At 54.0% G+C, this 22193-nt stretch carries 23 protein-coding genes; 21 read left to right on the top strand and 2 right to left on the bottom strand.

What is annotated here, in order from left to right; all coding sequences use genetic code 11:
* The 14 genes from KI367_RS13230 to KI367_RS13295 all read left to right on the top strand — a co-directional run bounded on the left by KI367_RS13230 (position 1) and on the right by KI367_RS13295 (position 11103).
* Positions 1-450: a hypothetical protein gene (locus tag KI367_RS13230; RefSeq protein WP_036709022.1), complete on the top strand. Its 450-nt coding sequence runs from the start codon at positions 1-3 to the stop codon at positions 448-450.
* Between the two features lie 64 nt (positions 451-514).
* Positions 515-757, top strand: coding sequence for a hypothetical protein (locus KI367_RS13235; RefSeq protein ID WP_036709025.1), 243 nt, complete (start codon positions 515-517; stop codon positions 755-757).
* Positions 758-774: 17 nt separating this feature from the next.
* Positions 775-927, top strand: a complete 153-nt coding sequence (locus KI367_RS13240; RefSeq protein ID WP_156124548.1) for a hypothetical protein — start codon at positions 775-777, stop codon at positions 925-927.
* Positions 924-1127, top strand: a complete 204-nt coding sequence (locus KI367_RS13245; protein ID WP_036709027.1) for a BhlA/UviB family holin-like peptide — start codon at positions 924-926, stop codon at positions 1125-1127. Before KI367_RS13240 ends, KI367_RS13245 begins: the two co-directional genes overlap by 4 nt.
* Positions 1128-1149: 22 nt before the next feature.
* A complete protein-coding gene (locus tag KI367_RS13250) occupies positions 1150-1434 on the top strand; it encodes a phage holin family protein (protein WP_036709030.1) in 285 nt (94 codons plus the stop codon).
* A gap of 48 nt (positions 1435-1482) precedes the next feature.
* On the top strand, positions 1483-2199 hold the full coding sequence (locus KI367_RS13255; protein WP_212950194.1) for a glycoside hydrolase family 73 protein: 717 nt from the start codon (positions 1483-1485) through the stop codon (positions 2197-2199).
* A gap of 364 nt (positions 2200-2563) precedes the next feature.
* Positions 2564-4054 carry a glycerol kinase GlpK gene (gene glpK / locus KI367_RS13260; protein WP_036709033.1) on the top strand — a complete coding sequence of 497 codons (1491 nt, stop codon included), beginning with the start codon at positions 2564-2566 and terminating at the stop codon, positions 4052-4054.
* Positions 4055-4414: 360 nt separating this feature from the next.
* Positions 4415-4936, top strand: a complete 522-nt coding sequence (locus KI367_RS13265) for a sigma-70 family RNA polymerase sigma factor (protein WP_212950196.1) — start codon at positions 4415-4417, stop codon at positions 4934-4936.
* Positions 4920-6101, top strand: a complete 1182-nt coding sequence (locus tag KI367_RS13270) for an anti-sigma factor (RefSeq protein ID WP_212950197.1) — start codon at positions 4920-4922, stop codon at positions 6099-6101. Before KI367_RS13265 ends, KI367_RS13270 begins: the two co-directional genes overlap by 17 nt.
* Before the next feature lie 252 nt (positions 6102-6353).
* Positions 6354-7763, top strand: a complete 1410-nt coding sequence (locus KI367_RS13275) for a deoxyguanosinetriphosphate triphosphohydrolase family protein (protein WP_212950199.1) — start codon at positions 6354-6356, stop codon at positions 7761-7763.
* 59 nt (positions 7764-7822) lie between these two features.
* Positions 7823-8776: an MsnO8 family LLM class oxidoreductase gene (locus tag KI367_RS13280; protein ID WP_212950201.1), complete on the top strand. Its 954-nt coding sequence runs from the start codon at positions 7823-7825 to the stop codon at positions 8774-8776.
* Positions 8777-8859: 83 nt separating this feature from the next.
* Complete coding sequence (locus tag KI367_RS13285) at positions 8860-9882, top strand: THUMP domain-containing class I SAM-dependent methyltransferase (protein ID WP_212950202.1); 1023 nt, start codon at positions 8860-8862, stop codon at positions 9880-9882.
* Between the two features lie 253 nt (positions 9883-10135).
* Complete coding sequence (locus KI367_RS13290) at positions 10136-10615, top strand: GyrI-like domain-containing protein (RefSeq protein ID WP_212950204.1); 480 nt, start codon at positions 10136-10138, stop codon at positions 10613-10615.
* Between the two features lie 62 nt (positions 10616-10677).
* Positions 10678-11103, top strand: a complete 426-nt coding sequence (locus tag KI367_RS13295; protein ID WP_212950206.1) for a DoxX family protein — start codon at positions 10678-10680, stop codon at positions 11101-11103.
* A gap of 141 nt (positions 11104-11244) precedes the next feature.
* On the opposite strand, the gene KI367_RS13300 is transcribed toward KI367_RS13295, so the two are convergent.
* The gene (locus KI367_RS13300; RefSeq protein ID WP_212950208.1) at positions 11245-12216 is read right to left on the bottom strand and encodes a D-2-hydroxyacid dehydrogenase; all 972 of its coding nucleotides are present in this window, start codon (positions 12214-12216) and stop codon (positions 11245-11247) included.
* Positions 12217-12463: 247 nt separating this feature from the next.
* Between KI367_RS13300 and KI367_RS13305 the strand changes: the two genes are divergently transcribed.
* From KI367_RS13305 to KI367_RS13325, 5 genes are all read left to right on the top strand, one after another.
* The gene (locus tag KI367_RS13305) at positions 12464-14176 is read left to right on the top strand and encodes an ABC transporter ATP-binding protein (RefSeq protein ID WP_212950267.1); all 1713 of its coding nucleotides are present in this window, start codon (positions 12464-12466) and stop codon (positions 14174-14176) included.
* Positions 14177-14320: 144 nt separating this feature from the next.
* Positions 14321-14929, top strand: a complete 609-nt coding sequence (gene thpR / locus KI367_RS13310) for an RNA 2',3'-cyclic phosphodiesterase (protein WP_212950210.1) — start codon at positions 14321-14323, stop codon at positions 14927-14929.
* A 350-nt stretch (positions 14930-15279) separates the two neighbouring features.
* Complete coding sequence (locus tag KI367_RS13315; protein ID WP_212950211.1) at positions 15280-16158, top strand: cell wall hydrolase; 879 nt, start codon at positions 15280-15282, stop codon at positions 16156-16158.
* A gap of 97 nt (positions 16159-16255) precedes the next feature.
* A complete protein-coding gene (locus KI367_RS13320; RefSeq protein WP_212950212.1) occupies positions 16256-16939 on the top strand; it encodes a metal-dependent hydrolase in 684 nt (227 codons plus the stop codon).
* Positions 16940-17043: 104 nt separating this feature from the next.
* Positions 17044-17517 carry a hypothetical protein gene (locus tag KI367_RS13325; protein ID WP_212950213.1) on the top strand — a complete coding sequence of 158 codons (474 nt, stop codon included), beginning with the start codon at positions 17044-17046 and terminating at the stop codon, positions 17515-17517.
* A 151-nt stretch (positions 17518-17668) separates the two neighbouring features.
* Here the strand turns inward: KI367_RS13325 and KI367_RS13330 are convergent, their stop codons facing one another.
* A complete protein-coding gene (locus KI367_RS13330; protein ID WP_212950214.1) occupies positions 17669-18799 on the bottom strand; it encodes an MGDG synthase family glycosyltransferase in 1131 nt (376 codons plus the stop codon).
* A gap of 243 nt (positions 18800-19042) precedes the next feature.
* Between KI367_RS13330 and KI367_RS13335 the strand changes: the two genes are divergently transcribed.
* Together KI367_RS13335 and KI367_RS13340 are read left to right on the top strand one after the other, a co-directional pair.
* On the top strand, positions 19043-19645 hold the full coding sequence (locus KI367_RS13335) for a TetR/AcrR family transcriptional regulator (protein ID WP_036709052.1): 603 nt from the start codon (positions 19043-19045) through the stop codon (positions 19643-19645).
* Positions 19646-19780: 135 nt separating this feature from the next.
* A complete protein-coding gene (locus KI367_RS13340) occupies positions 19781-22132 on the top strand; it encodes a YhgE/Pip family protein (RefSeq protein ID WP_212950215.1) in 2352 nt (783 codons plus the stop codon).
* Positions 22133-22193 lie beyond the last annotated feature (61 nt).

Below are 22193 nucleotides of genomic sequence, written 5' to 3' on the forward strand. Positions count from 1 at the left end.
ATGGATTACAAAGGAAGGGAATTGAACTGCACTGAAGAAGAACTGAAAAACTTTATCGATGGATTGAACGTTATGTTTAAAGTTTATAAATTTAGCGATAAATTTAATGGCCAGAACATTCAGAACCCTACGGAACTTGAAAATGCCCGCTACTACGTTTTACAGGTTGGGGATCGGACATTCCTACAACCTCATGCTCCATTCGAAGCGGGGATCGTACCGATAACGGATGAAAACGCACATGATTATATCGAAAGACATGCGGAAATGCTGACTGACGAAGCCGTGTACGAAAAATTTGCGGTGAGGCCTGAGGATGCCCTTAAAGTTCTGGAACGAAAAAATGCTGAGCTCCAGGCCCTTGCCGACGATCTGAAACAGCGGAACGCTGCGATGCAGGATGACCAATTATTTATTCTTGAAGCGCTCGCCAATCAGAGCCTTATCTAATTTTTAGTTTGTTTAGATGAATATTCAGCTTTAATGCATTCTCAAAAAATAGGAGGGACAACAAATGCTCACAGCAAAACAACGAATGGTAAGAGGATACGGTTTTGCTATTTATGAAGATGGAACACGCTCTTTTGCAACCGTAGGCGATAGCTATCACGAGGATATTAAAGCTTATGCAGCCGGTAACTTTCCAATGGAAAAACTTGATGCGGCGCTAGCGGCACAGCGAATTACACAAGCTGAATACGACGAAACATTGGCACTTATCGGGACGATTGACGCCGAGGTTTGGTCAGGGATATAAAGGGGGTGTGAAAATAAGTGGACAATGAAAAGGATATTCGAAGATTGGCACAATTGCGTTTGCAAGAGATTCATGCCCAAATGTACTTGCTGAGCGAAGAGGCTAAAGCCATAAGCGGATTCCTCACTTTAAGAGAGGAGGAAGAAAAAAATAAGGAGGAGAGCGGATGACGGAAACGGATTTACTTAAATACTTTTTGACTCAAGGGCCATTCGCGGCCCTTTTTGTATGGCTCCTTATCTATGTGATGCGGACCAACAAAGAGCGCGAAGGCAGGCTGCAGGACTTATTAGATAAATTTTCTGACAAATATGACGTGATCATCGGCGAGCTTAGAGATATCAAGGAACATTTTCCAAGAGATTATTAACTAGAACAAGGAGCAGTGTTTTATGGATTGGAACACCATCTACAACCTGATCGATGCCAGACTCATGATTGTTATCGCCCTATGCTGGGTTATTGGATACATTCTCAAACGGACTCCACGCTTTCCAGACTGGTGCATCGCTTACGTAGTAACATTCGCAGCGGTGCTGCTCACCATCTGGCTGCTTGGTTTCGGACCCGAGTCTATCATCCAAGGCGTGCTTGCTGGGGCCTTCGCGGTTTATGGGAATCAGCTCGTCAAACAAGCCAGAAAAAAGGGAGACCAGGACAAATCGCTTTGGTTATAGCCTTGAATTTTCTTTAATCCCAACCCGGCAAGGAGGACAGCCAACATCATGGACAAAAATAGTTTTATCACTTCCATCGCCCCCTGCGCCATATCCGACATGCGGCGCTGCGGCATTCCGGCCTCCCTGACGATCGCCCAGGCCATTCTAGAATCGAATTGGGGGACAAGCGGGCTGACGCGGCAGGCGAACAATTTGTTCGGCATAAAGGGCAAAGGACCCGCTGGGAGCGTCGAGATGCCTACAACGGAATATGTACAGGGAAAAGCGGTCAAGGTAACGGCAGCGTTTCGGAAGTATAATTCCTGGACGGAGTCGATCGCGGATCATTCGAACCTGCTTTTGAACGGGACCCGCGATAATCCTGCGCGATACCACGGCGTCCTGCACGCCGATTACAAAAAAGCGGCAGAGGAGGTCTGGAAAGGCGGTTATGCCACCGATCCCAAATATCCCGCCAAGCTGATCGCCATTATGGAAGAATACAATCTCCCGCAATACGATAACCACGCGAATGCCAAAGGAGAAGAAGGAATGCAAAACGCAGAGCTTCAGAAGCAGCTTCAAGCCATGACCCAAAGGGTAGAGGATTTGCAAGAAGAAATCTCTCAAATGAAAGCAAAAGACCAAATGTCCGCCCCGCCGGTCTGGGCAGAGTCGGCACTGCAAAAGGCTTTAGCAGCCGGCATTATAGATACCCCGGATCAGGGGAGTTATGACTTCTACCGAATGCTTGCCATTTTGCAGCGATTAAAGCTGTTCTAAGATGCAGGATATCAACCGCGATCAGGAGGGAATTGATGCGATGCAACGGGCTATCCCACGAATCCAGTTCGTTGATTAACTCGGGACTGCCCTTTGCTCATTTTTTTAAAATTGGGGAGAGAATTTCGAAATCTAAGATAGTGTATTTACATAGTGCCGATTCGTCCCCTTCAGTCGGCTCTCATCCCTAATATCGCCCTCTTTCAAAATCCCCCTTCAAAACCTCCCCGTTTTCGAATAGCATAAGAAGTAGGAAGCCATTAGCAGCCACACTCACATAAGTCCATATTTAGATCTTTTCATCTCATCTTAATGATAAAGCGCTTACGAAACATCCAACATGCCAACGAAACGGGGGAGAACGATGGAAACCTACATATTGTCATTGGATCAGGGGACGACAAGCTCGCGGGCGATTTTGTTTAATCGGGCCGGCGAAGTGGTTCATATCGCGCAAAAAGAGATTACGCAGCATTTTCCGAATCCGGGATGGGTAGAGCATAACGCCAACGAAATTTGGGGGTCGATTTTGTCGGTCATCGCGTCGGTGCTGTCGGAGTCGGGCGTGAAACCGGAGCAGATCGAAGGCATCGGCATCACGAACCAGCGGGAAACGACCGTCGTGTGGGATAAGGAAACGGAAGAGCCGGTGTACCATGCGATCGTGTGGCAGTCGCGGCAGACGGGCGGCATATGCGAGGAACTGAAAGCGAAAGGATACGACGACAAGATCCGCGAAAAAACCGGGCTGCTCATCGACCCGTATTTTTCGGGAACGAAGGTCAAGTGGATTCTCGACCATGTGGAAGGCGCCCGCGAAAAAGCCGAGCAGGGCAAGCTCCTGTTCGGCACCATCGATTCCTGGCTGATCTGGAAGTTTACCGGGGGCAAACGGCATGTCACCGACTATTCCAACGCCTCCCGCACGCTGATGTACAACATCCACGAACTCCGATGGGACGACGAGCTGCTGGAAATCCTGGGCGTGCCGGCTTCGATGCTGCCGGAAGTGCGCCCATCCTCCGAAATTTACGGGCACACGGTGAAGCACCACTTTTTCGGGCAGGAGGTTCCGATTGCCGGGGCGGCCGGCGACCAGCAAGCGGCGTTGTTCGGGCAGGCTTGTTTTGACGAAGGGATGGCGAAAAACACGTACGGCACCGGCTGCTTCATGCTCAAACATACCGGCGAAACCGCGGTTCGCTCCGGGCACGGATTGTTGACCACCATCGCCTGGGGCATTAACGGACGCGTGGAATACGCGCTGGAAGGCAGCATTTTCGTGGCCGGTTCGGCGGTACAGTGGCTCCGGGACGGACTGCGGATGCTGAAGGATTCCAAAGAAAGCGAAAATTACGCAAACCGGGTCGCTAGCACGGAAGGCGTCTATGTCGTGCCTGCATTCGTAGGCCTCGGTACGCCGTATTGGGACAGCGATGTTCGCGGAGCGGTGTTTGGCTTGACCCGCGGCACGTCCAAAGAGCATTTTATCCGGGCGGTACTGGAGTCGCTTGCTTACCAGACGCGGGACGTCATCTCGGCGATGGAGGGCGATTCGGGCATCGAGCTGCGGACGCTGCGCGTGGATGGCGGGGCCGTGCAGAACAACTTCCTCATGCAATTCCAAAGCGACCTGCTTGGCGTGCCGGTGGAACGGCCGGTGATCAACGAAACGACGGCGCTGGGCGCGGCTTATTTGGCCGGACTTGCGGTCGGCTATTGGAAAAGCCAGGAGGAAATATCCGCCATGTGGGCCAAGGAGCGCCAATTCGAGCCTGCGATGGGGGAAGAGGAGCGCGATAAGCTGTATGCCGGGTGGAAAAAAGCGGTCCATGCCGCCATGGCATTCAAATAGAAGGATGAGAGGGCCCGCCAAACGGCGGGTCTCTTTTACTTTCAGCATCCTGCGATTCCGCAGAAAAGAAGAGGCGCGGGCAGGGCGTGCCTTTCCGCGGGAAGCCAGGTCTTCGCCATCGGCGCGGCATGTTTGGTTTTTCAGCACTGCTTTGGGCCGTCCGGCCGGAATCGGCATCATTCCATATTTGCCCACGACGCGGCCCTCTGCCTTTCCGATCCAGGCGGCGGGCCGTTTTTGTGCGGAAATAAACCCCGATTTGCTGGGGATTTACCATCCCTTCTTTCCGGAACATGAACATTTTTCCGAAATTTTGTAACTATTCCCCTGTTTGAAACGTGTTTAGATTGAGGGGATGAAATGGCCAAACGCAGCACGCTCGAAAGCGTATATCGAACTTATATGCCGGACGTTTACCGATATTTGCGTTCCCTTTGCGGGGACGATGCGACAGCGGAAGACTTGGTGCAGGAGACGTTTTACCGCGCTTATTTGCACCTCGAAAATTATAGGGATGAGCAGGTCAAACCTTGGCTTTTCCGCGTCGCCTACCATGCGTTGATCGACCTGAAGCGCAAAGAGAGCCGGAGCATCGCGTCTGCGGACGAGTGGTTTCATCGCTTGCCGGACGACGACGGGAATGGGCCGGAATCGGTGCTTTTGCGCAAAGAGGGGCATGACCGGCTGTTGGCATGGATTGGGGGGCTGCCGGAGATGCAGAAGCAAGCGGTGGTCCTGGTGGATCTGCATCAATTTTCGTACCAAGAGGGCGCGGAGGTCATGGGCATCACGTTGTCCCATTTTAAGGTCGTGCTGTTTCGGGCGCGGCAGCAACTGAGGAAGATCCGGGAAAAGGAGGAGCGGGATGAGCGACGATTTTAAGCAAAAGCTCCGGGATTACAAGGACGGAAAACTGTCCGGGGAGGAGCGGGAAGAGCTGGAGCGTGAACTCGAAAAGATGGAGGTCTATCAATCCTATCTGGATGAAATGATGGACCTTGAAGAACACGCGGCAAATACGAACCCCCGTCCCATATCGGACGCCGAGAAGAAAAGGCATAAACGTGAAGCCAGGCTGCTGAGAAAAGGAAAATGGAAGGCGCGGATCGGCACGGCGTTTACGTTGATCGGCTTTTTTATCGGCTTTAGCATCCTGTGTTCGATCGGCACGTCCATTTTTTATGAGGCGGGAGATCCGAGTTTTAGAGAAATCAACCGCGACGTTGTGAAATCGGCGTTTGCGGTCGGTTATCCGAATGTGACGATTCAACCTAACAGCAACGCCGGAACCTACTTTAATATGAAGATTAGCGGCAAAATGTCCAAACGCATCGGGGACGAACAACGGGAGGTCGGCGATTTTTCGGCGACGTATTCCTTTCAATGGCTCCGGCTTTATGATTTTTCCTGGTCGGACAGCAGCGTGGCCTATAAGGGATTTTTTCTTTTCCCGGGTAATCAGGGGGGCGACAGCGGGCCGGAATGGACACGGCTGGAGAAGCTGCCTGAAGGAACGGTGGCGGAGGCCTATGTTTCTTATAAAAAGCTCTATTCGACCGACGAGTTTTTGAAAAGGTTCGAGGGCAAACATTACGACCCGCTTTGGTTTGCCGTTGACAACGGGGACCCGGACATCAAACGCTTTGACGGGCTCGTCATCAACCCGATCGGTTTTCCGGCGATGCCGGTATGGCACCGGGGAGACGGCAAAGTGACCGAAGGCCCCAAGCAAAAAGTCGGACCGTTTGTCACCATGAGCTCATCTTCCACCTCGTACCCTCCGATCGATCCGTACGGCTCCGGCGCTTTGCGGGAAGCGAATTTCATCAAGACGCTGCGCGTCCTGTACCAACATCAACGGGCTGCCGGGAGTCTGGTTCCCTCCGTCGATTTCAAAGCAACGCTGGACTACATCGAAAAAAACGGGGTCAAAATCTACGGTGCCGTCATTACCGGACCGACCAAAGATATTTTAAAACTGAAGGAAGATCCGGAAGTATCCGCGATCCGCATCGGGGAGGTTGCGTTGTGGAACTGGCGCGAATAGGCCGCGCAGAATGATATTTACTCTTAAACCGTCTTTTCAGGCAACGGCCGAGGGGCGGTTTATTTTTGCATGCAGCCGTACCGAAAGGATCCTTTTTTTTCGAGACATGCACTCCCAACCTCCTAACGGGCCGGCGGACTGGCAACAATGGGTGAAAGAGGCACCACGCGCTCATGAAAAAATCAAAGAACGGCACAGGCCGAAATGCCTTATAATGAAAAAATAAAAAAAACGGAGTAGGGAGTGCTGTATATGAATATCAAGGATCAAAGGGAACATCGTCAGTACCCTGAACAAACCAAAGCGGACGCATCCCGGGCGACGTATGAACGGGATTATTCGCGGCTGATCCATTCGCCGACGTTCCGCCGCCTGCAAGGGAAATCGCAGGTCTTCGGTGCCGGCACGGGCGATTATTACCGGACGCGCCTGACGCATTCGCTGGAGGTGGCGCAAATCGCGCGGGAAGCGGCCAAAAGCCTCGTGCGGGCTTACCCGGAAGTAACCGAGGAACAGGCCGGCAACCCCGGGCTCGTCATCGATCCGGAGGTGGTCGAATGCGCGGCGATCGCGCATGATTTCGGGCATCCGCCTTTCGGCCATAAGGGCGAAGAAGTGCTGGACGGCATTTTGGAGCAGCTGATCAAGGATAAAACGAAAGAAGCCGTGGAAGGGCTCTACATGAATTCCGAGCAAATCCAGGACGTGCGGACGCGGATGCGGCATAAATACGAGCATTTTGAAGGGAATTCGCATAATTTCCGGCTGATCATGTTTCTGGAAAAACGCGAAAACGTGGACGGCCTGAATCTGTCCGACGCCGTGCTGCTTGGCATCAACAAATATCCGTTTCCCGGCACGGTCAATAAAAAGGGCTTGTACAAGCATGAATGGAGCTATATTTCGGAGATTCGCAACGAGTGGGGCATTCCGGCAGGAAAAAGAACGCTGGAATCCCAGCTGATGGACCTGTGCGACGACATTGCCTATTCGGCCCATGACCTGGAGGACGGCATCAAGGCGGGCAAAATCGAAGTGCATGAGCATTTTCTATATGACCCGTACATTATCCGGCTGATCATCGAAAAAATCATGACGCTCGAGGACGCTTTCTGGCAGGGCTGGGACGCGGACCGCATCCGGCTGAAGGTGGAAGAGGTCATGGCCGCTTTTCTTCACGTGTGGAAGGAGAAGCTGCCGTATTGCGAGCATGATTTTTCGCGGGCGCGGCGCGAGGTCAAAGCCTTTTGGGTGAGCCATTTTGTCGGCAGCCTGGGCGTCATCCCGGACGGGGATTGGAAAAAGGTCACCTTCATCAAAGGGCAGGAAGAAGATTTCGATATGCTTCGGACCGTCAGCGTGCTGAAAAGCTTTGCGTGGGTGACGATGATCCGCGACCTGCGCGTGCAGCGACTGCAAAAACGGAGCGAATGGATGATCAAACGGCTGTGGGACGCTTTCCTTGATCCGGTGGCATCGAAATCCATCATCCCTTCCGACTGGCTGCAGCGGTTCGAAAGGGATCAGGCCAGCCCGAACCCGATCTGGACTTGGGAGCATATGGTGATCGATTATATTGCGGGCATGACGGACGCCTTTGCGGAAAAGATTTATAATGAACTGTACGGACTGAAGGTCGGGTCCATTTACGATTTGGATTAAGCGGCCGGGTTCGCTTGAGAAGAGACGAGAAACAGCGGCATGAGGGGAGAGTTTCGCAGATGGTTACGGGGTTAAGCTTGGGAGTGCTGGACTTGGTTCCGAAAATCGGGGAGGCTTCTTACGAACAAGCCCTGCAAGAGGCGGCGGCGCTGGCCGTATCCGCGGAAAAATGGGGTTATGAACGTTATTGGGCGGCCGAGCATCATGATCTGAAGGATTTGGCCTGCGCGTCGCCGGAAGTGCTGCTGGCTCACATCGGGGCGAAAACGAAACGCATTCGCCTCGGCACGGGCGCGCTGCTGCTGCCCCATTACAGCCCGCTGAAGGTCGCGGAAAGCTTCCGCCTTCTGGCGGCGCTGTATCCGGGACGGATCGACCTCGGCATCGGGCGGGCGCCCGGCGGGTCGGCCCACGCTTCGATGGCGCTAAGCGGCAATTTCCTGCAAAACGTGGCGGATATGCCCAAAAAGCTGCGCGCTTTGATCAAGCTGCTGGAAGACCGTTATATGTATGAGGACAGGCTGGTCCAGGCGCGGCCGCTGCCGATGGTGCAGCCTAATGTGTGGATGCTTGGAACGAACAGCAAAAGCGCCGGTTTTGCCGCCGAATACGGGACCGGGTATGTTTTCGGGCAGTTCATGAGCGAGCGGGACGGAGCCGAAGTGCTGCAAACGTACCGCGAACAGTTCAAGCCGTCGGCATTGCTGGACAAACCCCGTGCGATGCTGTCGATCGGGGTCATCTGCGCCCGGACGGAGGCGAAAGCCCGGAAGCTGCTGGAGAACGCAAAGCTGCCGGGACCCGAGCGGGCCGCGGAGCAGGGGGAGCCGGAGGAGCACCCCGATCCGCAAAGGCGGTTGATATCGGGTACGCCCGAGCAGGTGCGGGAACGGCTTGTCCGGATGGCGGAATCGACCGGATGCCGGGAGTTTTTGATCTTTTGCCCCATCCAGGATTACCGGCACCGCCTGGAATCTTACAGGCTTTTGGCCGCCGGCGGCTGGAAAGGGTAAGAAGCCGAAAGATGCAGGGAAAGGTACGGGGTACATGGATGAATAAAAAACAGGAACAGGCAAGTGGTCGGATGCATCGGCCGATGCATGAACAAATTGCTGAGCGGATTGATGAACCAATCGATGAACGGATCCAACAAGCGCTGGCAGACGGCCGCTCGCTTTATCTATACGCGTACGCCAGCCATGAAACGGAAGCCGAGCTTTGCGCGATGGAGCTGCGGGCGTTGTTCGGCGGCTGCATGGAATGGCAGACGGGGGCGCTTTTGCTCAGCCGCCGGAGGATCGACCCGGATCGCAGCCCGTTTCTAAACCTGCGTTTGGATATCGCCGCATCCGGGGACTCTGCGGAAAAAATCGCCGAGCTTGCGGGCTCAAGGCGTTGGGTAGAAAGCGGAGAACCGTTTAAGGTCACGTATATCAAAGCCGGGGATCCGTTTGATTATGCAGAACAAAGAAGCTTCGAACGGCTGGTCGGCAGCCGGATTCAGGGCAAGGCGGACATGAAACATCCCGATGTCACGCTGGGACTGACGGCTCTGAACGGGACCTGGGTGCTTGGCGTACGGCATGCCCCAAAGCGGGCTTGGCACGCGCATATCCATAAACCGCAGAACTATTCCACCGGCCTCTCCGCGGCCGTGGCCCGGGCCTTGGTGAACATCGCGGCTCCGGAGACGGAAGGGGTGCGCCTGCTTGATCCCTGCTGCGGCATGGGAAACGTCTTGATCGAGGCGTTGTCCATGGGGCTGGATATCCGGGGAAGGGACATCAATCCGCTTGCGGTCCGCGGCGCCAGAACGAACCTCAAGCATTACGGATTTTCCGAAACGCTGGTGACGCTTGGGGATATGAACGACCTGGAAGGCCATTACGATGCGGCGGTGTTGGACATGCCCTACAATCTGTGCTCGGTGCTTCCGGAAGAAGAGCAGCGGAGGATGCTGACTAGCCTGCGCCGCCTGGCGCCCCGCGCGGTCATCGTCACGACGGAAGAGGATGTGCGGGTCCGGGTGCAAGAAGCAGGATATCGGATCGCCGATGAATGCCAAGTGAGGAAAGGAAGCTTCGTGCGGCAGGTGTGGCTTTGCGAAGCGCTCCAATAACATGCGGGAAATCGAAATTATAATATATGGGGATGGGGAGCTAGTACCGAGGCTCCCCGGCCAATACCGGGCCATCGAAAGTTCCGGGTCGTACTTCAAAGGGAGGACCATGTTGGTCCTCCCCTTTATTTTTCTGCGGCCCCTAAACAGTATCATTTTTTGGCATGATTAAAAGTTATGATAAACCCATCAAGAGAAAAGACGAATCATTGAAAATTTAAAGGAAAATTTAAAGCGAAGGAAGGAATCGAAGATGAAAAATTACACCCTTGAGGAAAAAGAAAGCTTTAACGTTTTGGGCATTGGGACGGAGCTTCGAAGCGATTACACGGACTATGCCGGCATAAACCAGGAGAAGGCTGATTTTTGGAAAGCCGTGATGCAAGATGGAAGACTTGACACTTTAAAGGCCGTAGCCGCAAACGATTACATTTTTGCCGTAAACGAAGCGGTGAACAACAAAATGATGTACTACGCCGGCGTCATGACGGAGGCCGCGATGCCCGAAGCAACCCGCGTTATTCAATTTCCTAAAGGGGAATACCTCGTTGTCAAAGGGGAAGGGAAAACGGCCGATGAGCTGGGCAACATGCTTTCCGGCATTGCCTTTGGTCAAGTTTTGCCGGAAGCCACCGATTTTGCCTATGTCGGCGGGCCAAACGCAACGGTGGAGATGGGGGAGCGAAACGGTTTGGTATATGGAGAAATGTGGATTCCGGTCGTTAGGAAATAGAGACGTTCGCGGCTCGTTTTTTGAAACGAAAAAAGATTTTATAATGATGAGGAGGAGTCAAAATGAATAAGATGGTCGGTGTGGAAACAATCATGAAAGTCCATCCCCAGCCCCTTGGAAAAAGGGTGGCTTATTGGTCAGTCACATTACTGCTCGTAATTGCGATTGCGTTAAGCGGGATCGGACAGCTGATGCAATTTGGAGGAAACATCGATTTGGTGAAAAATCTGGGGTATCCATTATACGTATTGACCATTCTCGGGATTTGGAAGGTGCTGGGGGCCGTCGCTCTCGTCGTGCCGGGTTTGCCTCGGCTTAAAGAATGGGTTCACGCCGGGATCTTCTTTTTAATGACGGGCGCGGCATGTTCCCATGCATTGGCTAACGATTATGGCGATTACGGGTTTAATCTGATCCTCCCGCTTTCCTATGCTGCGCTAAATATGCTCTCGTGGGCTCTGCGGCCTTCGAATAGACGCTTGTCTTAAGGAAATAGAGAGGAAAAGGCGCCCGTTTACGCCGAATGAGAATATCCCTTACAGGGGATCGGAGGCCTGCATGGCGCTCCGGTGCCCGGTTAAGGGATATTTTTCGTTAAAGCCTATCGTTTTCTCAAATATGCCTGAATTTTAATACATCCGCCCGTAATCCACCAGATTGCGAGGCGGTTTTTGGCCTTGGGCATAGGATTTGAGGTTCTCCGTAAAAATGTCGATGACGCGTTCGGTATAACGGTCGTTGCTGCCCGCGACATGCGGGGTGATGATGACCTGCTCCATGTCCCAGAGCGGATGGTCCGCCGGAAGCGGCTCCGCTTCGAACACGTCGAGGCCCGCGCCGCTCAGCCGGCCGCTTTTGAGGGCATCCATAAGCGCGTCCGTATCCACCGTAGGTCCGCGGCCGACATTGAAGAAATAAGCGCCCTCCTTGGTTGCGTTCCAAGCCGCTGCATTAAAGATGCGGCGCGTTTCGGCCGTCAACGGCAGGATGTTCACGATGTAATCGCCTTGTCCCAGCGCCTCATGCAGGCCGTCCATCGTATACATCCGGTCCACATGCGGTTCCGGCTGGTCCGACCGTCTGACGCCGATCACCCGCATGCCGAACGCTTTGGCGAGCCGGGCCGTTTCCCGGCCGATTTCGCCGACGCCGACGATGACCAGCGTTTTGCCGCTGATTTCGCCCAACGTGGCGAGACCGGGAACGGAGAGGTCGGATTTCCACTCCTTTTTCAGTTGATGGCGAACCGCCATATGCAGCTGGCGCGAGAACGAGAGCATCATTCCGATGATGCTTTCCGAGATCGGGATCGCGTGCACGCCGCTGGCGCTCGTGAGCAGCACCCCTTTGTCCCGCAGGCGTTCCAAAGGCAGCGTATCCACGCCCGCCGACCAGGTCTGCACCCATTTCAGCTTGCTGGTTGCGAGCAGGGCGTCTTCGACGATCGTTTTTGACCAGCCGAGAATGACCTCCGCGTTTTGAACCTGTTCCGCGCTGAGTTCCTTTTTATTTTTTACGATCAAATCGTAGCCTGGGGCGGCCTGCTTGATTTGTCCGACTTGTTCCGGCGTTAAGGAATGAAGACATACGATAGATTTCATGGTTCGGCTCCTCCGTCGATCGTTATTTGCCTAAGCAGAATTGTTTTTAGGATACCAGATTCCGGCGGGAAGTGAAAAGGCGTTTGGACGAATCGCCGTTGGAGCGGCGGCGAACCAACATCCAGTTTTTCTGGTCCCATGTGCGAGGAAATACGCTATAATTAGAGTATTTCATACAGAATTTGGAGGCACGAATACGGTTATGATGCAAAATGCAGCAGGTAAGGCTTCGGGCGCTCAGCCCGGCCTGATTCGAAGGTTTATGTCGTATTACCGCCCGCATAAACGGCTGTTTATGGTCGATTTCGGCTGCGCGGTGGTGGCGGGCTTGCTGGAGCTCGGGTTTCCGGTCGCCGTCCAGTGGGTCGTGGACCGGCTGCTGCCGGACGGGGCGTGGGGGACGATCGTCGCCGCCGGATGCGGCTTGCTCGCTTTATATTTGATCAGCATGGGGCTGCAGTTTATCGTCAGTTATTGGGGGCATAAGCTGGGAATCAACATCGAGTCGGACATGCGCCAGCAGGCGTTTAATCACGTGCAGAAGCTGTCCTTCAAGTTTTTTGACAATACGAAAACGGGGCATCTCATGTCGCGCATGACCAACGACTTGTTTGATATCGGGGAAATGGCCCACCATGGGCCGGAGGACATGTTTATCGCCGTCATGACCTTTTTCGGGGCGTTTGCGATCATGTGGTCGGTGAACTGGCAGCTTGCCCTGATCACGTTTATCGTCATGCCGGTCATCGTATGGATGATCGTTTATTTTAACCAGAAGCTGAACCATGCTTCCTCGGAAATGTTCCGCAACATCGCGGAGCTGAACGCCGGCGTGGAAGACAGCGTGTCCGGCATCCGGGTCGTCAAATCGTTCGGCAACGAGGAATACGAAATCGCGCGTTTCCGCGAAAGCAACGCCGCATTCCGCCTCGCCAAGCTTCGGTCGTACCTGGCCATGTCGTTCAGCGTCTCGGGCATGTATATGCTGACGCGGCTGATTTCGCTGATCGTGCTCGTCTGCGGGGCCTGGTTTGCATACCAAAACAAGCTGAGCTACGGCGAATTGGTGGCATTTTTGCTGTACGTCAACATTTTCCTGAAGCCGATCGACAAAATCAACGCCTTGATGGAGATCTATCCGAAAGGAATGGCGGGTTTCAAGCGCTTCTGCCAGCTGATGGACACCGAGCCGGACATCCAGGATCAGCCGGATGCGATAGAGGTGCGGCAGCTGCGCGGGAACATCGAGTTCCGGAACGTTTCCTTCGGCTATGAGAAGCAGCGGCGGATTTTGGAAGGGATCGACCTGAGCATCAAAGCCGGGGAGACGGTAGCGCTCGTCGGGCCTTCGGGTGCCGGCAAGTCGACGCTGTGCAGCTTGATCCCGCGGTTTTACGAGGTGGAGGAAGGAAGCATCACGATTGACGGCATCGATATCCGCGAAATGACCCAGCAATCGCTCCGCTCGCAAATCGGCATGGTGCAGCAGGACGTGTTTTTGTTCAGCGGGACGATCCGGGAAAATATCCTTTACGGCAATTTGAACGCCTCCGAAGACGAGCTGATGGATGCGGTGCGCAAAGCCCATCTGGAGTCGCTGGTTGCTTCCCTGCCGGACGGGCTGGATACGGTCATCGGCGAGCGGGGGCTCAAGCTGTCGGGCGGGCAGCGCCAACGGCTGGCGATCGCAAGGATGTTTTTGAAAAATCCTCCGATCCTCATTTTGGACGAAGCGACGTCGGCCCTCGACACCGAAACGGAAGCGATCATCCAGGAGGCGCTGGAAGCTTTGGCGGTGAACCGGACCACGCTGGTCATTGCGCATCGGCTGGCCACCATCCGGAACGCGGACCGGATCATCGTCGTCACGGAGGAAGGCATCGCCGAACACGGGCGGCATGAGGATCTGCTGAGAAGCGGGGGCGTATACGCAAGATTGCACCGGGCGCAATTTGGGTGACGCTGAATAGGGGCAAGGATGTTTTGAAGGCTCTTGGAGCTTTCGGAACATCCTTTTTGTTTTGGTGGAAACAGGCGATTTTGGATATGATAAAATGGACGGTATTATATAGTAGCAAAAATTTGTGAAAGGAGCAGATTTTACTTGGACAAGGAAAATAAGGAGCGGCCGCTGCGGCTGTTTATCGCGGTCAGATTGCCGGATGAATTGAAATCGGTGCTGGAACGTTGGCGGGAAGCCCATCAACATCTGTATCCTTTCAAAAAATGGACGCACAGGGAAGATTATCATATTACGGTGCAATTTTTAGGGGACGTCGAACCGGAGCGCGTGCCGGCCATCGCGGAAAAATTAAAGTCCATCGCCAGCCAATTTCGCCCATTTGAGCTTGGTTTTGGAAAGGCGGGGGTGTTTGGCGCAGAGGCATCCCCGAGAGTGCTTTGGGCTGGAGTAATTGACTACAAAAACGGCCTCGCCGAACTGCAGGAAAAGGTGACGGACGCCATGGAAACCTTAGGGTTCGCCAAAGAGTCCAGACCTTATCGCCCGCACATCACGATCGCCCGAAAATACGCGGGAAATCAGGGATTTCAGCTGGCTTCGATGCCCCCTCTGCTTCAGCAAACAGCGGCTTCGGAACAAGGGGACGACATGGCAACATGGATCGCCGATGAATTTGTACTTTTTTCCACACATTTGCACGAAAAGCCAATGTATGAGATACTAGAATCCTTCCGTATGGAATATTCGTAGATTGATATTTTCGAGCGTTTTTAGCATACATGGATTTTGCGGGCATCCGGGCGAGGATGTCCGGCAAAATCCGATCATTCAAAACATTCCTGCACATAAAACAATAGCTTGTTCCCTTTAGCCGTATCTGTGAACCGTAAAATTGTGCCGTCACGAAGCTGTTTGGTGTTGTAAAGATGTAACAAACGTATTTTCCGTTTTCTCGTATTCGCGGATGCAGCAAATCACTGAAAATATTAACAGGTTTTCAAAACCTCTATTTTCGGTTACATGAGAATGATGCAAGATGATCGTCATTTGCAAAATTCGGTGTGAAAAGGGAATGTGCCGGGAGTAGTGGGAGGAAAAACATGTACACTTTAAGACAAAACCGCTGGATGGCTTTGCTGATCGGAGTTCTTCTGGTGTGTTTCTCTGCGATTTGTTTGCTTCTGCAAGACGAGCAAGCGAAAAAACTGCAGCATAAAGGCAATATGACGCTGGACCGGATCGGTGCGGTTTCTTTGAGCATGAACGAAAACGCGAGCGCGGTGAACAAGGAACATATACAGGTTCAGGGCAAACGGAGCACGTCGCAACAGACGCGTTTTGAGTTGCCTATTCAATTGCAAAATGTAAATAATTTCAAATTGTGGAATAATAAAACGAAAATTGCTTTTGTTGAGCAGCTTCCTTCGACGTCGCCGAAGTCCAAAACGGTGTTGGCACGCGAGCAAGCCCAAGCGAAACCGAAGGTCGTTCAGGCGGAGGCTTCCCATCGGCAAAAGCAAAATCTTCAGCTGACTCCCCCAAAAACATTATTCTTCAGCCGGACCAAACTGCTGAGTCCGTCGGAACGGGCGAAAGCCACCTGGCAGTACAACGTGACCGCTGAAGATGTGCTCCTGCTGCAAAAAATCGTCATGGCAGAAGCAGAAGGCGAACCGTACCAAGGCAAAATCGCAGTCGCGAACGTTGTCTTGAACCGGCTACGGTCAGCCAATTTTCCCAATACGATTAAAAAGGTCATCTATCAAAAACATCAGTTCAGTCCCGTGGCGAACGGACGCTTTGACCGCGTGAAGCCGAACCGGGATTGCATTCGCGCGGTGAACGAGGCGCTGAACGGCAAAAAAGCCGTGACGGATGACACGTATTTCTTCCTGTCCCTGAAGCTGGCGCAGGACCTGACCATTCATCATACCCGCACGTACGAAAAGCGGATCGGCAATCATACTTTTTACAAATAAATCCCAATTCGATATGATAGAGATGGGTTGTACAGGCTTTGCCGTTCAATCCGGAATATCATGTTTTGGCGATCAATTGTAGGAGGTGCCGACGTTTATGAAAATTACGTATTATGGTCATTCATGTGTGCTTGTGGAGGCGGAAGGGAAAAAAATCATCATCGATCCGTTCCTGACGGGGAATCCTGCCGCGACCGTTTCTCCCCGGGATATCCGCGTGGACGCGGTGCTGTTGACGCACGGCCACGGAGATCATTTTGGCGATTGCATCGACATCGCAAAAGCGAATGCGTGCCCGATCGTTGCCGTTTACGAATTGGCGGAATATTGCAAAAGCCAAGGGGTTGAAGCGTACGGCATGAACATCGGCGGCAGTCAGACGTTTGACGGCTTTAAGGTAAAATATACGCTCGCGTTTCACAGTTCTTCGCTTACGGTGGGGGATACCGTGATTTATACCGGCGAACCCGGCGGCATTTTGCTGACGATCGGCGACAAAACCTTTTTCCATGCAGGCGATACCGGACTGTTTGGCGATATGCGCCTGATCGGGGAAATGAACCGGATCGATGCGGCGGCGCTCCCGATCGGCGATTCGCTGACCATGGGGCCGGAGGACGCGCTCGTGGCGGCGGAATGGCTGCGGGCGTCCCACGTGCTTCCGGTACACTACGATACGTTCGAAGGCATCCGGCAGGACGCTTCCGCGTTCTGCGAACGGCTGGCCCCAAAAGGCATCCAGGGTCACCCGCTGAAATCCGGCGAAAGCTTCGAAATCTAGAACTTCGCTTCCCAAGCAGCGTCATGTCTTTAGACAAACACCACGCCGCTTCCCGGGCATATACTGGTCGGGAATAAGCCTACAGGAAAGGCGGGAGTCTCCCGATGATGGACCGGATGACCGGATGCAGCCCCATCGCCGTTCACGACCTTCAATACATGATTCAGGCGGAGTATCGTTCGATGATTTACGCGCAGCGATTGCTTCAGCTAGCGCCGCCGGAGCACCGGGCGTACTTCAGCAGGAACGTGGAAATGAAGCAGAAGGAGCGCCTTGCGGTCTGGACGCGATGGTATTACCGTTTGACCGCCTGTTATCCGGTGTTCAGCAAGGTTGAGCCTCCCAAGGAATATCCGGACGGGCTTCGCTTGTTGATTGGCGATGCGCTTGATGCCGCCGAGCTGTACGAGGGACTGCTGCACTGCACGCGGGATCCGCAGCTGCAATGGATGCTGCAGCGCGCCATGAACGGGGAAACCCGCTGGGCTATCCGGCTGCAGTCTTCATATGCAGATTATTTGGCCGGGAACGGGGATTCGGCGAAAAGCAAAGGGCGGATCGGCGTCATCCGGAAATAATTGCCGCATCCGGAGGCGCTTCTTGTAGAAGGGGACTTACTCCCCGTTCATCGCCGCAAAAAAACAGCTTCCTCCATATTGTTGGAGGGAGCTGTTTTTGCGTCCGCATTTAGGCTGGATCCTATGTAACCTGGTTGAAGAGTCCCTTGCTTTAAGACAGCGTATGTCGATGGAGCCATTCCAGAACCTGCTGCGCGCAATAACAAGGTTTTTTTCCGGGGCCGGTGGCCGTCAGCGCCTTCAGCCTGTCGTTTTCCACCTGGCCGTATTCATGCAGGAGGCGGTGGTGCCAGCGGCGAAGCACCATGGGAGAGATCATCTCCGCGCTGCCCAGCTCCACGAAATATTGGCCGTTTTCTTCCTCCTGCCCGGGAATCGCCTCGTAAAACAGCATCGGAATGCCTTTGGCGAGCCCTTCCGTGCATGTCATGCCTCCGGGTTTCGTAATCAGCAGATCGGAGACATCCATCCACCTGTCGATATCCTTCGTATACCCGAGAAGGCGGATATTCGGGTGGTCGAGCTCGGGGGTGCTTTTCATCTTCTGCAGCTGCTTTTCGTTGCTTCCCATGCAAAATATCAACTGAATGTCATCCGCCCAGGACAAGAGCAGACGTATCATTTCTTTATTAAAAGAAACGCCCCAGCCCCCGCTCATGATCAGCACCGTCGGCATCGGCTTCAGTCCCAGTTCTTTCTGCAGCTGCTCCTTGTCCCCTCGTTCCCAAAAATTCGGATGGACGGGGATGCCGGTAACCTGGACCGACTCGGCCGGCACGTTTCGCCGCAGCAGCAGATTCCGCACCTGGGGCGTCGAGACGAGGTATTGGTTCACCTCTTTGTTGACCCAGGTGGCATGGACGTCGTAATCCGTAATGAGCGTGATCAGCGGCACCTGGATTCCTTTCCGTTTCAGGCGGGAGATCACCGCGTTGGGAAAGGGATGCGTGCAAACGATCAAATCCGGCCTGAGCTGCTTCATCACCCGGGCCGCCTGCGTGTAAAAAATCCGGTGCAGCGCAAGTTTGGTCAGCCGGTTCAGCGATTTGTCGTATTGCTTGCGATAGAGCATTCCGACCAGCCTGGGGCTGCTGCTGACCGTTTTGCGGTAGGCCGAAAGGATGAAGGGGCCCATCTTCGGATTCAAAAAATTGCCGAGCTCAATAACGCGGCATTGCAAACGGGGGTCGAGCCTTTTCATCCCGGCCGCCAGCGCGTAGGCTGCTTGCGTATGCCCGGTGCCGAAACCTTCGGACAGCAGCAGCACTCTCTTTTTTCGCATGTATTCACCCACTTTTCCTTCCTCTATCTTACAGGAGGCCATATCAAAAATCCATAAAAGAGCAAGAGAATCGCCGGAGCATGAAAACCATCGCAGAAAATTGCAGAAAAACTCAAAAAAAGAGGATGGCAAGGGTTGCCAAAAAGCGATCGACGTGCTAAAGTATGAATTGACCAATTGACCGAAATGGAAAATCAGTCATAACTCATGAACGACCATTCCCCACGGAAAGGGGGCGAGGGTATGTCTGCCGTAGATCGCCGAAAGCAAATTCTTCGTGCGGCGGCGCAATCTTTTACGCTTTTTGGGTACAAAGCCACGACGATGGATCAAGTGGCCAAAATAGCGAATGTCGGCAAAGGGACGATTTATACGTTTTTCTCGAACAAGGAAGAGCTGTTTGACGAGATTTTGAATACGGCCATATTGGAGATGAAACGGTTGGCCGAGAGCAAGGTGGACAGGGAGAAAACCTTTTTCGAGAATCTGTTCAGCGTCCTGGATGCTTTGCTGGAGTTTCGCGGCGAACATGAGCTGTTCATCAAGCTTTCCCAAGAGGTGCGGGACGTCGGAACGCTTAAAGCCAGAGACGGCCTTGCCAGGCTGGAGCGGGTCATCTTGGAGTATTTGGAGAAAGAGATCGCCTATGCGCTGGATCATGAGGAGATCGGCACATGCGATCCTCAGGTGGCCGCTTTTGTCATGTTCAAGCTGTACATTGCGCTGACTTCCGATTACAAGCATGTTCGGGAGCCGCTCGGCAAAGAAGAAATCCACCATTATATCCGTTTATTTTTGGCGGACGGTCTCGCGAATCCCGAATGCAGGCCATATCAGCATACCTGATGAAAAGTGCTTCCCCGTAAGCGGTCCGGACGGACGGCGACGAAGAGGAAGTTTTTATCGGTCAAAAATTGACCAAATGATTAAAACGGTCAATTGGTTTCACCACTTCAATACGGATTTAAGGAGAGAACTATGATGAGGTCATTATCGGTATTCTTAAAGGATATGGCTGCGACGGCCCGCAACCGTAAACTGCTCATTTCCATGATCGCGGTCATTTGCATTCCGGTGATGTATGCCGGACTGTTCCTGGGTGCCTTTTGGGACCCCTACGGCAAAATGGACCAGCTGCCCGTAGCGGTCGTCAATAACGATACCGGGGCGAAGTACGGGGACGAGGAATTGCAGATCGGCAATGATCTCGTTGAGGAGTTGAAAAAAGGAGCGGACTTCGCCTGGAAGTTCGTCAGCCGCGACGAGGCCGAGAAGGGGATGGAGGAGAACCGCTATTATATGACGATCGTCATCCCTGAGGACTTCTCCTCCAAAGCCGCAACGGTGCTGGATGAACATCCGCAGCCTTCGGAGATTATTTTCGAACCGAACGAGGGGTATAACTTCCTGGCTTCCCAAATCGGCGGGACGGCCGTCAAGGAAATCCGGGCCAAAGTATCCGAAAAAGTGACGGAGGCTTATTCCAAAAGCCTGTTTGAACAAATCACCAAGGTAGCGGACGGGCTCGGGGAAGCCGGAAAAGGAGCCTCGGAGCTGTCCGACGGCACGGTTAAGCTGAATGAGGGGGCTGCCAAGCTGAAAGAGAACTTAAGCAAAATGGTAGCGGGCACCGTCAAACTTCAACAGGGAGTCCAGCCGCTGGCAGGCGGTGCGGCCGATTTGCAGAAAGGCGCGTTGAGCTTGAAAGAAGGCTCGCAGCAGCTTGCAGGCGGTCTTGGACAACTCGCCTCGGCGCATAAGCAGCTGGAAAACGGCGTGAGTGCATCGCATCAGGGCACGGTCCAATTAAAAGAAGGGCTGCAGGCCTCGGCGGCCGGCAGCGCGAAGCTGCAGAGCGGGCTTCAAAGCGCCGTGGAAGGCAGCGGCAAACTGCAAGCAGGATTGGCGGCCACACTGGAAGGCAGCGGCAAGCTGCAGGACGGCTTGAAGCAATCGGAGGCCGGCAGCGCAAAGCTGGCGGAAAGCATGAAAACGGCCGAAGCCGGGGGAGCCAAGGTCGCCGCAGGCGCCCAAAGCGTGGCGCAGGGCCTCCAGCAGCTGGCTCAGCAGAACCCCGAGCTGGCGCAAAACCCGGCTTTCCAGAAGCTTGTTGCAGCGAGCCAATCGGTAGCCAAAGGCACCGAAGAGCTGCATCAAGGGCAACAACAGCTTAGCGAGGGGACCTTCCAGCTGCATCAATCGCAGCGGCAGCTCGCAAGCGGAGCCGCGGGCCTGCATGACGGGCTGCGGCAGGTTTCGGGAGGCGCGGATGAGCTCGGCAAAGGCGCGAAGCAGCTGACGGCCGGGATGGAGCAGCTGCATCAAGGGCAAAAGGAGCTTCTTCAAGGGGCGACCCGGCTTGAAGCCGGGCAATCCAAGCTGGAATCCGGCATGAAGCAGTTCGGGACGAAGCTTGGCGAAGCGGCGGGAGGCGGCAAGCAGCTGGCAAGCGGCGCCGCGCAAATCGCCGAAGGCTCCGGCAAGCTGAAAGGCGGCATGAGCCAATTGGGCAGCGGCGTAGCGGCGATTGCGGACGGCTCCAAGCAGCTGGATGACGGCGCCGGACAACTGACGGAAGGACTCGGCAAGCTGCAGGACGGCTCCGGGGAGCTTGCGTCCAAGCTGAACGAAGCCGCCGAAAAAAGCGGGGAAGTGAAGGCGGGGGACGAGAACTTTAAAATGTTCGCCGAACCGGTAAAAATTGAGGAGAAGAAGTTCTCCAAAGTTCCTAACTACGGAACGGGCTTCGCGCCGTATTTCCTGTCCCTGGGACTGTTCGTGGGCGCTTTGATCTCGACCATCGTCATTCCGATGCGGGACAGTTCCGTGCTCGGGGCATCCGGGTTCAACCGGTTCATCAGCCGGACGTTGTCGTTTGTCATGATGAGCGTATTGCAATCGTTGCTGTCGGCCATCATCATTCTTTACGGTTTGAAGCTCGATGTGCAAAACGTGCCTCTGTTCTACTTGTTTACGTTTATTACGAGTTTGTCCTTTATGTTCATGATTCAGGCCATCGTCACCTGGTTGGATCAGCCCGGACGCTTTGTCGTCATCGTTTTGCTGATTTTCCAACTGACGACGAGCGCAGGCACGTTCCCGCTGGAGCTCATTCCGGACTGGATGAAAGCCCTCAATCCGCTCCTGCCAATGACGTACAGCGTGATCGGCTTCAAAGCGGTCGTGTCCACCGGCGATTTCGCGGCCATGTGGCAGCAAACGGCCGTGCTTGGCGCGGTAGGTATCGTCTTCCTGGCTCTGACGCTGGTTTACTTCCTGATGAAATCGCATAAAAGCGTCCTCGACCAACAGCAGTCTTCCGTGTCGGCCTAATTTAACGGGAGGCATGAATAAGGGACCGTTCCCCAACGTTTCATTCGGGGGGCGGTCCCGT

The organism is Paenibacillus cookii, from assembly GCF_018333375.1.
GTDB lineage: Bacteria > Bacillota > Bacilli > Paenibacillales > Paenibacillaceae > Paenibacillus_AQ > Paenibacillus_AQ cookii.

Bases quoted from the DNA above. Each gene is read 5' to 3' on its own strand.
- KI367_RS13230 (WP_036709022.1), top strand. From the start codon at position 1: ATGGATTACAAAGGAAGGGAATTGAACTGCACTGAAGAAGAACTGAAA.
- KI367_RS13235 (WP_036709025.1), top strand. From the start codon at position 515: ATGCTCACAGCAAAACAACGAATGGTAAGAGGATACGGTTTTGCTATT.
- KI367_RS13245 (WP_036709027.1), top strand. From the start codon at position 924: ATGACGGAAACGGATTTACTTAAATACTTTTTGACTCAAGGGCCATTC.
- KI367_RS13250 (WP_036709030.1), top strand. From the start codon at position 1,150: ATGGATTGGAACACCATCTACAACCTGATCGATGCCAGACTCATGATT.
- KI367_RS13255 (WP_212950194.1), top strand. From the start codon at position 1,483: ATGGACAAAAATAGTTTTATCACTTCCATCGCCCCCTGCGCCATATCC.
- glpK (WP_036709033.1), top strand. From the start codon at position 2,564: ATGGAAACCTACATATTGTCATTGGATCAGGGGACGACAAGCTCGCGG.
- KI367_RS13265 (WP_212950196.1), top strand. From the start codon at position 4,415: ATGGCCAAACGCAGCACGCTCGAAAGCGTATATCGAACTTATATGCCG.
- KI367_RS13270 (WP_212950197.1), top strand. From the start codon at position 4,920: ATGAGCGACGATTTTAAGCAAAAGCTCCGGGATTACAAGGACGGAAAA.
- KI367_RS13275 (WP_212950199.1), top strand. From the start codon at position 6,354: ATGAATATCAAGGATCAAAGGGAACATCGTCAGTACCCTGAACAAACC.
- KI367_RS13280 (WP_212950201.1), top strand. From the start codon at position 7,823: ATGGTTACGGGGTTAAGCTTGGGAGTGCTGGACTTGGTTCCGAAAATC.
- KI367_RS13285 (WP_212950202.1), top strand. From the start codon at position 8,860: ATGCATGAACAAATTGCTGAGCGGATTGATGAACCAATCGATGAACGG.
- KI367_RS13290 (WP_212950204.1), top strand. From the start codon at position 10,136: ATGAAAAATTACACCCTTGAGGAAAAAGAAAGCTTTAACGTTTTGGGC.
- KI367_RS13295 (WP_212950206.1), top strand. From the start codon at position 10,678: ATGAATAAGATGGTCGGTGTGGAAACAATCATGAAAGTCCATCCCCAG.
- KI367_RS13300 (WP_212950208.1), bottom strand. From the start codon at position 12,216: ATGAAATCTATCGTATGTCTTCATTCCTTAACGCCGGAACAAGTCGGA.
- KI367_RS13315 (WP_212950211.1), top strand. From the start codon at position 15,280: ATGTACACTTTAAGACAAAACCGCTGGATGGCTTTGCTGATCGGAGTT.
- KI367_RS13320 (WP_212950212.1), top strand. From the start codon at position 16,256: ATGAAAATTACGTATTATGGTCATTCATGTGTGCTTGTGGAGGCGGAA.
- KI367_RS13325 (WP_212950213.1), top strand. From the start codon at position 17,044: ATGATGGACCGGATGACCGGATGCAGCCCCATCGCCGTTCACGACCTT.
- KI367_RS13330 (WP_212950214.1), bottom strand. From the start codon at position 18,799: ATGCGAAAAAAGAGAGTGCTGCTGCTGTCCGAAGGTTTCGGCACCGGG.
- KI367_RS13335 (WP_036709052.1), top strand. From the start codon at position 19,043: ATGTCTGCCGTAGATCGCCGAAAGCAAATTCTTCGTGCGGCGGCGCAA.
- KI367_RS13340 (WP_212950215.1), top strand. From the start codon at position 19,781: ATGAGGTCATTATCGGTATTCTTAAAGGATATGGCTGCGACGGCCCGC.